This is a genomic window from Janthinobacterium sp. GL_088 (assembly GCF_057837845.1).
The window spans coordinates 3274825-3287182 of record NZ_CM174453.1; the positions used below are offsets into that span (position 1 = coordinate 3274825).

The 12358-nt window shown below is 65.9% G+C and carries 10 protein-coding genes; 5 read left to right on the forward strand and 5 right to left on the reverse strand.

Going from position 1 to position 12358, the window contains the following annotated elements:
* The first annotated feature begins 48 nt into the window (after positions 1-48).
* The 3 genes from dsdA to AC3IQ7_RS14785 are packed head-to-tail and all read left to right on the forward strand — an operon-like array spanning position 49 to position 3159.
* Entirely contained in the window at positions 49-1380 is a 1332-nt protein-coding gene (gene dsdA / locus AC3IQ7_RS14775) for a D-serine ammonia-lyase (RefSeq protein ID WP_489206475.1), read from the forward strand.
* Positions 1380-2303 carry a DNA-binding transcriptional regulator DsdC gene (gene dsdC, locus AC3IQ7_RS14780; protein ID WP_489206476.1) on the forward strand — a complete coding sequence of 308 codons (924 nt, stop codon included), beginning with the start codon at positions 1380-1382 and terminating at the stop codon, positions 2301-2303. The genes dsdA and dsdC overlap by 1 nt, the downstream gene beginning before the upstream one ends.
* Positions 2304-2346: 43 nt before the next feature.
* Positions 2347-3159, forward strand: a complete 813-nt coding sequence (locus AC3IQ7_RS14785; RefSeq protein ID WP_489206477.1) for a ferritin-like domain-containing protein — start codon at positions 2347-2349, stop codon at positions 3157-3159.
* Between the two features lie 6 nt (positions 3160-3165).
* Here the strand turns inward: AC3IQ7_RS14785 and AC3IQ7_RS14790 are convergent, their stop codons facing one another.
* On the reverse strand, positions 3166-6528 hold the full coding sequence (locus AC3IQ7_RS14790; protein ID WP_489206478.1) for a hypothetical protein: 3363 nt from the start codon (positions 6526-6528) through the stop codon (positions 3166-3168).
* A gap of 264 nt (positions 6529-6792) precedes the next feature.
* On the opposite strand from AC3IQ7_RS14790, the gene AC3IQ7_RS14795 reads away from it, so the two are divergent.
* Positions 6793-7017, forward strand: a complete 225-nt coding sequence (locus AC3IQ7_RS14795; RefSeq protein WP_322427098.1) for a hypothetical protein — start codon at positions 6793-6795, stop codon at positions 7015-7017.
* On the opposite strand, the gene AC3IQ7_RS14800 is transcribed toward AC3IQ7_RS14795, so the two are convergent.
* Positions 6977-8068, reverse strand: coding sequence for a DNA topoisomerase IB (locus tag AC3IQ7_RS14800; protein WP_489206479.1), 1092 nt, complete (start codon positions 8066-8068; stop codon positions 6977-6979). The genes AC3IQ7_RS14795 and AC3IQ7_RS14800 overlap by 41 nt on opposite strands.
* Positions 8069-8160: 92 nt before the next feature.
* Between AC3IQ7_RS14800 and AC3IQ7_RS14805 the strand changes: the two genes are divergently transcribed.
* A complete protein-coding gene (locus AC3IQ7_RS14805) occupies positions 8161-8544 on the forward strand; it encodes a YkvA family protein (protein ID WP_489206480.1) in 384 nt (127 codons plus the stop codon).
* Here the strand turns inward: AC3IQ7_RS14805 and AC3IQ7_RS14810 are convergent.
* The 3 genes from AC3IQ7_RS14810 to AC3IQ7_RS14820 all read right to left on the reverse strand — a co-directional run bounded on the left by AC3IQ7_RS14810 (position 8541) and on the right by AC3IQ7_RS14820 (position 12302).
* Positions 8541-9731, reverse strand: coding sequence for a serine hydrolase domain-containing protein (locus AC3IQ7_RS14810; RefSeq protein WP_489206481.1), 1191 nt, complete (start codon positions 9729-9731; stop codon positions 8541-8543). The two genes, AC3IQ7_RS14805 and AC3IQ7_RS14810, sit on opposite strands and share 4 nt — an antisense overlap.
* 109 nt (positions 9732-9840) lie before the next feature.
* On the reverse strand, positions 9841-11136 hold the full coding sequence (locus AC3IQ7_RS14815) for a cation:proton antiporter (protein ID WP_489206482.1): 1296 nt from the start codon (positions 11134-11136) through the stop codon (positions 9841-9843).
* A 50-nt stretch (positions 11137-11186) separates the two neighbouring features.
* Positions 11187-12302, reverse strand: a complete 1116-nt coding sequence (locus AC3IQ7_RS14820; RefSeq protein WP_099376967.1) for a mechanosensitive ion channel family protein — start codon at positions 12300-12302, stop codon at positions 11187-11189.
* Positions 12303-12358 lie beyond the last annotated feature (56 nt).

Sequence of the window (12358 nt, forward strand, 5' to 3'; positions counted from 1 at the left end):
GGCGCCCGGATGCGGTCTAATCATGGCTTGTTCCTTCACGAGGTTGCCATGCTGCCCACTTCCGCCATCGCCGCGCTGTGCGAAAAATTTCCCCTGATTACAGAATTGATGGCCTTGCAGCCCTTGAGCTGGTTCAATCCCGGCATCGCCCCGGCGGCCGAGGCATTGAACGACGTGGGCTTGACGGCGGACGACGTGGCGGCCGCCAGCGCGCGCCTGGCGCGCTTTGCACCGTATCTGGCCAAGGCGTTTCCGGAAACGCAGGCCAGCGGCGGCATCATCGAGTCGCCCGTCGTGCCGCTGCCCGCCATGCAGGCGGCGCTGGGTTTGGCATCAAGCATGACGAGCGGTCAGCTGTGGCTCAAGCAGGATAGCCATTTGCCCATTTCCGGCTCCATCAAGGCGCGCGGCGGCATTTATGAAGTGCTGAAACATGCGGAAACGCTGGCGCTGGACGCCGGTTTGCTGAACGAGGGAGACGATTACAGCCTGCTGGCCAGCGACGCCGTGCGGGCCTTCTTTGGCCAGTATGCGATCGCCGTCGGTTCCACGGGCAATCTGGGCTTGTCGATCGGCATCATGAGCGCGCGCCTGGGCTTTCGCGCCACCGTGCACATGTCGGCCGACGCGCGGCAATGGAAGAAAGATAAATTGCGCAGCCATGGCGTGACCGTCGTCGAATACCCGACCGACTATAGCGTGGCCGTGGAAGCGGGGCGCAAACAGGCGGAAAACGATCCGACTTGCCACTTCGTCGACGATGAAAACTCGCACGATCTGTTTCTCGGCTACGCGGTGGCGGGCGAACGCCTGAAAGCCCAGTTCGCCGCCAGCGGCGTGATAGTCGATGCCGGGCACCCGCTTTTCGTCTACCTGCCGTGCGGCGTGGGCGGCGGCCCCGGCGGCGTGGCCTTCGGCTTGAAGCTGGCCTTTGGCGATGCGGTTCACTGTGTGTTTGTCGAGCCGACCCACTCGCCGTGCATGCTGCTGGGCGTGCACACGGGCTTGCATGATGGCATCAGCGTGCAGGAAATCGGCATCGACAACCTGACGGCCGCCGATGGTCTGGCCGTGGGACGCCCGTCCGGCTTCGTCGGACGCGCCATGCAGCGGCTGATCGACGGCTACGCCACCGTCACGGATGAAGAACTGTACCGTTTGCTGGCGCTGCTTGAGCAAACGCAAGGCTGGCGCCTGGAACCGTCCGCCGTGGCCGGTTTCGCGGGCATCCAGCACGTGCTGGCCGCGCCGCAGTACCAGACGCAGCTGGAAACGGCCACGCACCTGGTGTGGGGCACGGGCGGCAGCATGGTGCCGCAGGCGGAAATGGACGCCTACGTGGCGCGTGGCCGCGCCTTGCTGGCGATCGGAGCCGCCTGATGCCGGCCGGCGCGGCGCGCATGGCCACGCTGACGGCCAGCCAGTTCGCCAACCTGCACACCTTTCTCGTGGCGGCGCGCCACGCCAGTTTCGCGCTGGCGGCGCACGAACTGGCGCTGACGCCCAGCGCCGTCAGCCACCGCATCGCGCGGCTGGAAAGCAGCCTGGGCTTGCGGTTGTTCGAGCGCCTGACGCGCCAGGTCAGGCTGACGGCCGACGGCGAACGCATCTTTGCCGCGCTGCAAATTGGCTGGGATGGCGTGCGGGCGGCGCTGGCCGGCGGCGACACGCTGGCGGGCAGCGTCACCGTGCATGCGCGCCCATCTGTTGCGCAATGCTGGCTGGTGCCGCGCCTGGCAGGGTTCGCTGCACAGTATCCGGACGTGTCGATGGACTTGCGCGTGGGCAATGATAGTGTCGACTTTCGCGCCGGCCAGGTCGACCTGGCCTTGCACTATGGCGACGGCAGCTTTCCCGGCCTGGCCTCGCGCAAGCTGATGGAGGAATGGCTGGCGCCCGTCTGCAGTCCCGACTATGCGCGCCACCACGGCTTGTTGGATACGCCACACAACTTGCCTGGCGCGACGGTACTGCACGACACCCTGGCCTGGCCCGCCTGCGCGCCCGATGCCGAGTGGCGGCTGTGGCTGGACGCGCAGGCGCCCGAGGTGAGTTTGCCCACGCGCAGCCTGCGTTTCGACCGCGCCGACCTGTGCGCGCAGGCGGCTATCCACCACGCGGGCGTGGCCATGGGCCGGTGCCAGCTGGTGCAGCCATGGCTGGACAGCGGCCAGCTGATCCTGCCGTTTGGCGGGTTTGCCTTGGCCAGCCCGCAGGCGTATTATCTCGTGCACGCCGCGCGGACACCGCTGCCGGGAAGAGTGCAGGCCTTGTTCGACTGGCTGCTGGGGCAGGCAATTTGATACACTGCGCGCCTTACCAAGCAACGCGCCAGAAAGCAGTCCCATGCAGCCACCTCCACTGACCCCAATACCACCACAGGAATTGCGCACCTATGCGCTGGCCTGCCTGCTCGAACCGGACCCGGCAACGAAGGTGGCGATGGTGGCGGCCATGGCCGAAGCGCCGCTTGCGCTCGATGCGCAGGCGCCGCTGGCGCCGACCGGCGCCGTGCCGGGCCGTCCCCAGCGTCCGGAACTGGTGCCGCCGCGTCTGGTGGGACGGCGTTCGATGATCACGCCGGAAGGGCGCGCCATGCTGGTTCACGCGCTGGCGCATATCGAATTCAATGCGATGAATTTGGCGCTCGACGCGCTGTGGCGCTTCCCGGACTTGCCCGCTGAATACTACGCGGACTGGCTGCGCGTGGCGAAAGAGGAAGCCACGCACTTTGCCATGCTGCAGGCGCACCTGCAGGTGCTGGGCCACACGTATGGCGATTTCCCCGGCCATGACAGCCTGTGGGAAATGGTCGACAAGACGCGCGGCGACGTGCTGGCGCGCATGGCGCTGGTGCCGCGCACCCTGGAAGCGCGGGGGCTGGACGCGATTCCGCCGCTGCGCGCCAAGCTGGCCCAGGCGGGCGACATGGCCGCCGCCGCCATCCTCGACATCATCCTGCGCGATGAGGTGGGCCACGTCGAGATCGGCAACCGCTGGTATGGCTACCTGTGCGAGCAGCGCGGCCTGGAATTGCGCGCCACGTATGCGGAGCTGGCGCTGCGCTATGAAGCGCCCACCCTGCGGGGCCCGTTCAACCTGGAAGCGCGGCGCCGGGCGGGCTTTTCGGAGCTGGAACTGTCCGATCTGCCCGCCTGACCTTGCTTACGGATGGGCTGTGATGCTGATGTGCCAGTGGCTCAGGTGTCCCGCCTCGATGTGTACCTTTGCCGGCTTGGTCCAGGTGCCAGCGCCGGGGATATGGTCGGTCGGGGCGGCGGAAAAACGTCCGTCGACGAGGGCCAGCTTGACGAAGCTGGGGCCGATGTAGATGACGCGCGTGCTGGCCGGCGCCGCTTCCTGGGCCAGCATGGCCCGGTTCGCCGCGATCCACGCCAGCAGGGCGGCCAGTTTCGGCTTTTGCGCGGGGTTGGCCACCACTTCCGCCTTCGCGGCATTGATCAGCTGGTGAATGGCGGCGCCATCGTTCTGGCCGCCCAAGGCGTCCGTGTAGCCGCCCGCGCCATCCGCGTAGCGCAAGTCGATCTGCTGGCCATCGCTGTGGCCGCTGTGGCCGAGGATGGAGCGGCCCGACGCCGTCTGCGTCACGTGCTGGCCGCTGATGTCGTCGAAGCGGTAGGGCTTGCCGGCCAGCCAGGCGATGGCCAGGCGCGTGGCCCACGAATCGCCGCCCGCATCGCGCGTGCCGTAGCGCCGCACCGCCAGCGCCGCCTCGTTGTCGGCCAGGTACAGGGGGATGTAGGCCGTGGCGCCCTTGAACTCCACTTGCCCCCCTTCGGCCGGGTCGGAGCTGGCATCGACATTGTCGATGCGGCCCTTCAGGCGCACCGTGACGACGGCCTTCTTGTCGAGCTTGGCGCCGGCAAAGGCGGGCAGTACCAGGCTGGGAAATTTCACTGTGCCGGCAGTCTTGGTGTTGGTCTGGGACAATAAATTCCCGGTCCTGAAGGCGGGATCGCCGCCGCCGGACGATATGCCGATATTGACTTCCGTAATCGTGGCCGCCGCCGGCGTGTAGTGCAATTCCAGCGGCAAGGTGTGCGTGGCCGTGGCCGCTCCTTGCGAGACGGACACATACGGCCCTGCCAGATTGCCCGTCAGCTTGATCGGCTGCAACACGGGGCGGGCGGCATTGTTGGGCGAGAGGAATTTCGCCTGCGTCACTTTCAATCCCTTGCACGCAAGGCTCAGTTCCACCGTCGTCACGGTGGCCAGGGCGCTGTCGCCGATATTCGTCGCGCTGACGTTGCCGCCCAGGCTCAAGGCTCCAGCCTGGGTCTGCTTGCTGACATCGACACACTCCGTCCTGACGATGGTGCCCTGCGTGTAATGCGTCTGGTTGACGGCGCCCGTGGCGGCCAGATTGACGCCGGGCAGGCCCGTCACGGCGTAGGACCAGGTATCGTTGTACTGGCTTTGCGCAGTCGTGTAGGTGGGGTACTCGGCCGTGCTGACAGTGATTTTCACGCCCACGTTTTTCGTGCCCTTGGGCACCGTGAAGGCGACGGGCGTCGTGATGGTCTGGTTTTGCGCGGCCGCCGTGGCCGTGAACGTCTTGCTGCCCTCGTCATCCTGCGGGGTGACGTCGCCCATGGCGCGGGAGCCGGCGGGCACCTCGCGCGCGGGCGGCCCGGCGCCATCCTGCGTCACGTTGCCCGCCACATACGTCTGTGCCGCACTGCGCTGAGCCAGGCCGGTTCCGTACGGATACACGATGCCGACGTTGACATTGCTGCTGTTCTCAAACACGACGGCGCTGACGCTGACCACGTTCGGGTGGACGAGGTCGTTCAAGGTCAGCTGGTAGGTATCGGGCAGCACGCCATCGAAGTGGAAGGCGCCCGTGGCGTCGACCACGGCTACCTGGCGCTGGTGGTTGTTGTAGCCCGCCAATAACATTTTCCTGCCTGCCAGCCCCGTGGCATTGCCGCCCGCCGGCGTGCGCAACTGTCCCTGCAGCACGATGCCGGACTTGATGACGATCAAGGCATAGCTGGCCGTGAATTCACCATCCTGCGAGACGAAATTGAGGTTCAGGTCGTAGCTGCCGTTGGGCAAGGATGCCAGCAATTGCTGCATGGCCGTGGCGCCGATGCTGAAGGTGCCGCTGGCCGCATCGAACGTCCAGTAGATCTTCAGGCTGATGGCCAGGCCATCCGGGCTGGACAGCAGGCCGTCGCTGTCGTCCTGTAGGGCCATGGGGGCGGCGCCCACCAGGCGCAATCCCAGGGTACCCGGCTGCAACCGGTTGTTCGGCCCCAGCCCCGTGATGGCCAGCACGGGCGCCGTGGCGGGCACGTTGCCGTCGTCGTCCGGTTCCACATAGGTTTCCACGGCCGTGGGCAGCTCCGTCTGGATCAGCAGGTGCAGGGTGGTGACCTTGCCGCCCTTGCTGAGGGAAAATTGCGCGTGCTGGTCCACGCCCGTGTCGCCGGGCGTGGAAAAGCGCAGGCTGCCGTCCTGCAGCAGCACGTCCGTGACGGCGCCGCTGGCCTTGACGCTGTCGGTGCCGTCCGTAAAACCCAGTGCGGCCAGCGACAGCACGACCACCTGCGCGGGCCGCGCGGAATCGAGTTCGATGCCGGCGCCGGTGCTGAAGGTCCACGTCAGGGCCGCGCTCTGGAAGGCGATGCTGCGCTCGATGCGCACGGTGATGGTGTCAGCGGGCGTGACGGTGGCGCCCGCGTCGATGTTGCCGGCTTGCACCTCGCCATCGATGATGGTGCAGCCTGCAGGTGCGCTGGCCAGCACGGCTTGCACATTGCTGGCCGCTTCGCTGCCATTGTTGCGGATGTGCACGCGGTAGGTATAGTCCCAGGCCGTGCGGCTGACGCGCTGTTCGGCCACTTTTTCCAGCAAGGTCACTTCGAAGTCCCCGGCGGCCTGAGCTGTGGCCAGCATGACCTTCGGCGCAGGGGGCTGCGCAGGATCGTTCGGCCCGCCGCAGGCGCACAGGGTGAGTGCCAGCAATGGGGCCAGTGCGGCACCCGCCAATTGCCGGCGCCGCAGGCAGGCCACGGCCAGTACGCCCGCCAGCAGCAGCCATGGGGTGGAGGGCAGGGCGACGGCGGCCGGCTGCGTGATGCCCGCCTCGACCTCAATGAAGGTAACGGGGTCGAGGATGGAAAACGGCTGGGCGCCGGGGCTGCCCGCGCCCAGGTAATCGAAGGTGACGGAAAAGCCCGTGGCCTTGGCGCCAGGATTGATACCGCCGGCCAGCGCCAGCGCGTCGAGGTAGCCGCTGGCGGGGATGGCGGGATCGGGCTGCACCAGCAGCGCGTTCCAGCCGGGTACCGTGGAGACGTTGTGCAGGTTGGCATACTGGCCCACGCTGAAGAACAAGGTGAATTCTTCGATGGGCACGGCCAGCGTAGTATTGCTGACGGTATAGTCGTAGCGCCACTGCGTGCCGCCCAGCGATGTCGCCGTGTAGCCGATGCTGGTGGCATGCGCGGCAGACATCGCGCATAACAGCAGCGCCAGCAGCGCGTGTTTGATAAAGCTCATGATCGTTCCCCCGTTGACTGGCGCCAAGCGTGCCCAGTCAAGAGGTCAAGCAGGAAGCGTTCCCGTATAACTTGTGCTGTAAAAACAAGGGTTTGACTGATATGGGCCGGAGCCGGTGTCAAATCTGCCGACACGGGACGCCATGGCTGAGCCTGTCAGCGCTGTCCTACCCGTCTTGTCGAAACTGTCTGATTGTATGCCTTGCGGAAACACGCGATGATCGTGTCCATGCTGCAACAGCCAACCAGTCCGACGGAGTATGCGATGCAAAAGCCAGACCAGTTTTTTCACTTGAACAAGCCGTTCCTGCTGATCTGCCTGTTTATTTTCTCGACCCTGGCGGCCACCTGGATGAGTACGGGCGAGGCGCCAGCCAGCGATGCCGTGCCGGCGCCCGTGGCGCGCGAGGCTGGCCATGGCGCCTTGCCCATCTGCAGCAGCGACGCCCTCAAACTGTCTGCGCACTGCCAGCCTGGCCGCCAGGCTTGACGCCAGCCTGCAGCCGCTGCTGCAGCAAGGCCAGCACGGCCGCTTCTTCCGGCGCCAGCGCCGGCAGCTCTTCCCGTAACTGTTCCTGCGCACGCGCGCGCATGCCTTCCAATAAACTGCCATCCAGATACGATTCCAGCACGGCCGGGTGCACATAGCACTTGCGGCAGATCGTCGGCGTGTTGCCCAGTTTTTTTGCCACCGACTCGATCGCCTGTACGATGTTTTTCTTCGCTTGCGCCTCGGAATCGACCTGTTCGAACGCCCGCAGGGCCAGTGCGGCCAGCAAAGTGCCGGACCAGGTGCGGAAATCCTTGGCCGTGTAGTCTTCGCCCATCACCTCGCGCAGGTAATCGTTGACGTCGCCCGAATCGACGCCGTGGCGCTCGCCGTGCTCATCCACATATTGAAACAGTTCCTGCCCCGGCAGCTCGCGCATGCGCTGCAGCACCCTGGCCAGGCGCCGGTCGCTCAGACGGATATCGTGGCGCACGCCGCTCTTGCCCTTGAAGTGGAAGGCCACGGCGCTGCCGTCGACCTGCACGTGGCGCGTGCGCAGGGTGGTCAGGCCGAACGATTTGTTCGTGCGCGCATATTCCTCGTTGCCGATGCGCATCATCGTCAATTCCAGCAGATGGACGATGGTGGCCAGCACTTTTTCGCGGGGCAAACCGGGCAACTGCATGCCGCGCGCGACGGCGGCGCGGATGGCGGGCAGGGCGCTGCCAAAGCTGAGCATGCGTTCATATTTCACGTCGTCGCGCACCTGGCGCCAGCGCGCATGGTAGCGGTACTGCTTGCGGCCCCGCGCGTCGCGGCCCGTCGCCTGCAGGTGGCCGTTCGCGTGCGGACAGATCCACACGTCCGTCCAGGCCGGCGGAATGGCCAGTGCCTTGATGCGCGTCAAGGCACTGGCATCGCGCAGGAACTGGCCGTCAGCGTCGCGGTAGCGGAACTTGCCGGGCTTGCCTGATCGGGCGATGCCGCTTTGATGGTCGCCCGTGTAGCGCAGGCCGGCGGCGCGGGCCGTGGTGGTGGCGGATATTTCCATGGTGATAGCTTACCTTGCAGGCCGCGCGCCCGGCGCGCCGTTATGCTAAGGTGCGCATTCGTAACGCCGTGCGCGGCAGACAGGAGCAGCAGATGTTTGGCAGAAAAAAGAGTCTGGAAGAAGACCACGCCCCCCAGGCCGACAAGCAGTATGAAAAGAAATACACGGATGACAGCTTCTGGGACAAGGTCGTCAAGTTCGCCAAGACGGCGGGACGCGAAGTCATCGAAAAAGCCCTGTGGCTGTACTACGCGGCGCAGCAGCCGAATACCCCGCTGTGGGCCAAGACGGCCATTTACGGCGCGCTCGGCTATTTCATTTCGCCCATCGACGCGATTCCCGACATCACGCCAGTAGTCGGCTATGCGGATGACCTGGCCGTGCTGGCGGCAGCCGTCGCCACGGTCGCCACCTACATCACGGCCGAGGTCAAGGAGCGTGCCGCCGAGAAACTGCGCGGCTGGTTCGGCGCCTAGGGTTTCTTTGCCGCCAGCGCGCCGCTGCCGCCATGAGCCAGCAGGCGCAGCACGACTTCTTTCTGGAATGAACGAAACTCCTTGTCGGCGCTGACGTTGGCGAAGGCCAGCACGGCCGTCTTGCTGGCGCGGTCGACGCAGACAACGGACGCGGCGCCCGGATCGCCGCCGCTGTGGGTGGCCAGCGGCTTGCCGTCGATGTCGCGCAGCAGCCACACCAGGGCTTGCCGCACGGATGAGTCGGCGGGCACGACTGGGGCTGCTTGCGGGGCAAAAAACAATTGCAGGGTGGCATCTTGCAGGTAGCGGTGACCCTCGACCCGGCCGTTATTGCTGAAGATGGCCAGGAAACGGGCAAAGTCATGCGCCGAGCTGCGCAGCAGGCCGGCCGGCCAGTCCGGATAGCCGACGGGCGGCAGCACTTGCAGGCCCGGTTCCTTGTGCGCATACGGCTGGGCGACGACGGCGCGCCGCGGCAAGCCGGCCAAATTCCACGCCGTATTGTCCATGCCCAGCGGTTCGAACAGGTGCTCGTGCGCAAAGGCGTCGAGGCCATCGGGATTCAAGCGGCTTACCAGATAGCCGAGCAGGGCGATGCCGACATTGCTGTAGCGCCATTCCGTGCCGGGACGGGCCGCAAACGACACATCCGCGTCATACCAGGCGCCGCCGCGCGACAGATAACCCTTGACGAAATCGCGCAGCGGCAATCGCGGGTCGCCCTGCACGGCAAACGTCGTCGTCTTTTCGTACACGGCGTCGGAAATGCCCGAGGTGTGGCTGAGCAAATGGCGAAAGGTGATGGGCACATCGGGAAACTTCGGATGCATGAGCGGGAAGTCCAGGTAGGCCGCCACCTTGTCGTCGAGCTGGAAGGCGCCCTGTTCCAGCAGCATCATGATGGCCGTGGCCGTGACGAGCTTGCTGACGGAGGCGACATGGAATACCGTGTTGGCATCGGCCTTCTTGCCGGCCTGGATGTCGGCCCAGCCATAGCCGCGCGCGAAAATGGTTTGTTCGCCGCGCACCACGGCCACGCTCATGCCCGGCGTTTCCGTGCGGGCCAGGCCATCGCGCATGAAGCCGTCAAATTCCGTTTCCCACGCCAGCCTGGCCGGATCGGTGGCGCAGCCCGTTTGCAGCAGGGCCAGTGAGACGCCCAGTCCCAGCACGCTTCTTCGTTTCATTGATTCTCTCTTTTGCCATTTTTAATTATCTTAACAATATTTCCGCCCGCCATAGGGGCAATTGACAAAACATTGCTGTGCAGCAATGACAAAGGGGGATTGCCAGTGCCTATTTGCGCCAATAACGTTCCAGCAAGGGCTTGACCGTCAGGCCGTGCGCGACGATGGAGAGGATGACGACGACCAGGGTGATGTCGGCCAGTTCGCGCGCCAAGCCGCGCGGCAAGCCGTGTGCGATGGCATAGCTGAGGTAGTACAGCGAACCGATGCCGCGCACGCCGAACCAGGCGGCCAGCCCGCGCAGGCGCACGCTGGTGCCCGAAGCCAGCAAACCGAGCATCACGCTGGCCGGGCGCGCCACCAGCAACAGGAACAGCGCCACGCTCCACGCCTGCCAGTTCCAGGCGGCGGCCGTGACGGTGCCGCCCAGCAACAGCACCAGGGTCAGTTCGGACAGGCGTTCCAGGTGTTCCTTGAAGACGAGCGATTCGCCGCTGACGGTCAGCGTCACGTCGCTGTCGTGCGGCCTGGCGGCGGACACGGCATGCGTTTCCTCGGCCTGCAGCAAGCCTTGCCGGTCTTTCGGCGCGCCAGCGAGGCGCAGTTCCGTCTGGCGCAAGGCCACGCCGGCAAAGAAGACGGCCAAGAAGCCCCACGCGTGCAGCCACGTGGCCAGGCCATACACGAGGGCGATCAAGCCCAGGGCCGCCAGGTCGTCCAGCATGGCGTGTTTCGGTTCCTTGGCGCGCACCTGCCAGCCCAGCCAGGCCAGCAGCGCGCCGCCAGCCGCGCCCAGGGCGATGGCGCCCGCGCTGGCCCAGAGCAAGTCGCGCCACAGCCAGGTGGCGCCATGCGGCCCCAGCTCATGCAGGCCCAGCAAGCCCAGGCCCAGCATGACGAAGGGAAAGCCGCTGCCATCGTTCATGCCCGCTTCGCTGGTCAGCATGAAGCGCAATTGCTCGCTGTCGCCCGCATGGCGCAGCTGCACGTCGGTGGCCAGCACGGGGTCGGTGGGCGCGAGGATGGCGCCCAGCAGCACGCCCGCGCCCAGGGGCAAGCCCAGCACCAGACAGGAAAATCCGGTTACCAGCGCCACGGAGATGGCCATCGATAGCCACGCCAGGCGCAGCGACGGCAGCCAGCGGGCCAGGCTGAAGGGCACGGGCATCTTGACGCCGGCGGAAAACAGGGAGATGAGGACGGCGATTTCCGTCAGGGTTTCCAGCAGTGGCGCCTGCTGCACCAGGTCGAAGGCAAACAGGCCGAGGAACATGGGCCCCAGCAGCAGGCCCACGCCCAGGTACGCCATGGCCGAAGTCAAGGGCAGGCGCGCGATGCCGTCGGCGCCCAAGCCACGCGCCAGCATCAGGCAGCCGATTAGGATGAACCAGGCGGTGGTGCTCATGCGAACCATTGTAGCGGCGCGCGGACGAGGGCAGCGCGCCGCAGGTTTCTTTACACTTTGTACAGCGACACGCTATCGTTCTGCGCCTGCATGGCGTGCAGCTCGATCGGGTCGTGCGTGGAGCGCAAGCGGGGCAGGCTGTGCGGGTAGTGGGTGGTGATGAAGGCCAGCATCTGCTCGCGCACGAGGCAGCGCAATTCGAAGGCCGTGCCCGAATCCCGCGCGCTGATGAGGAAACGCACGCGCACGGCCCGCTCGTTCGAATCCGTCGCCTGCACGGTGCAGACACGGCCGTCCCATTGCTTGGCGGACTCGCAGATGCGTGTCAGCTCTGCGCGCAGGGGCTCGATCGGGACGCTGAAGTCCAGCCACAGGAACACCGTGCCCAGGATGTCCGAGGAAGTATGCGTCCAGTTCTCGAACGGATTTTCAATGAACCACTGCAGCGGCACGATCAGGCGGCGCTCGTCCCACACGCGCACGACCACATAGGTGCCCTTGATTTCCTCGACCGTGCCCCATTCGCCATTGACGATCAGCACGTCGTCGATGCGAATGGGTTGAGAAAACGCAATTTGCAGGCCTGCAATGAAATTACCGAGCACGGGGCGGGCGGCGATACCGGCCACCAGGCCCGCCACGCCGGCCGAGGCCAGCAGGCTGGCGCCGATCTGCCGCGCACCGGGCAAGGTCAGCAGCACGAAGGATAGGCCCAGCAGGACGACGATGGCGTGCGCGCTGCGCGTGAGCACGCGGGCCTGGGTGATCCGGCGCCGCGCGCGCAGGTTGTCGGCCGCGTCGACGGGATTGATCTGGGAAATCGTGATGCTGAGCGATTCGATGCATTGCATGGCCAGCCAGGTCAGCGCGATGATCAGCGCCACGCTGGCCAGGTGCGACATGGCAACCAAACCCGGCGTGTCGTCGGGCGCGCTGGCCAGCACCATGCGCAGGCCGAAGACGATCATGCACAGCTGGCTGGCGCGGAAAGCCACGCGCGCGACGTTGCTGGCAAGCGGGTGGCCATTGGCCAGTCTTTTCAGCAAACCGATGCCGGCCCGGTGCACGCCGATGGCGACCAAGGTGACGAGCAGGGCGGAAACGAGCACGGTCAGCGCCGAGCGCAGCGGGCCTCCCATCAGCGAGTGAAACGTGCTGAGATCCATAGGCGAAAACTCCTTGAAATTAGTAAAATGGATGTCGGAAGCGGCTATTTTACGTG

Excerpts from the sequence above, each read along its gene's own strand:
- dsdC (WP_489206476.1), top strand. The coding sequence starts at position 1,380 with ATGCCGGCCGGCGCGGCGCGCATGGCCACGCTGACGGCCAGCCAGTTC.
- AC3IQ7_RS14800 (WP_489206479.1), bottom strand. The coding sequence starts at position 8,068 with ATGGAAATATCCGCCACCACCACGGCCCGCGCCGCCGGCCTGCGCTAC.
- AC3IQ7_RS14785 (WP_489206477.1), top strand. The coding sequence starts at position 2,347 with ATGCAGCCACCTCCACTGACCCCAATACCACCACAGGAATTGCGCACC.
- AC3IQ7_RS14820 (WP_099376967.1), bottom strand. The coding sequence starts at position 12,302 with ATGGATCTCAGCACGTTTCACTCGCTGATGGGAGGCCCGCTGCGCTCG.
- dsdA (WP_489206475.1), top strand. The coding sequence starts at position 49 with ATGCTGCCCACTTCCGCCATCGCCGCGCTGTGCGAAAAATTTCCCCTG.
- AC3IQ7_RS14795 (WP_322427098.1), top strand. The coding sequence starts at position 6,793 with ATGCAAAAGCCAGACCAGTTTTTTCACTTGAACAAGCCGTTCCTGCTG.
- AC3IQ7_RS14815 (WP_489206482.1), bottom strand. The coding sequence starts at position 11,136 with ATGAGCACCACCGCCTGGTTCATCCTAATCGGCTGCCTGATGCTGGCG.
- AC3IQ7_RS14810 (WP_489206481.1), bottom strand. The coding sequence starts at position 9,731 with ATGAAACGAAGAAGCGTGCTGGGACTGGGCGTCTCACTGGCCCTGCTG.
- AC3IQ7_RS14805 (WP_489206480.1), top strand. The coding sequence starts at position 8,161 with ATGTTTGGCAGAAAAAAGAGTCTGGAAGAAGACCACGCCCCCCAGGCC.
- AC3IQ7_RS14790 (WP_489206478.1), bottom strand. The coding sequence starts at position 6,528 with ATGAGCTTTATCAAACACGCGCTGCTGGCGCTGCTGTTATGCGCGATG.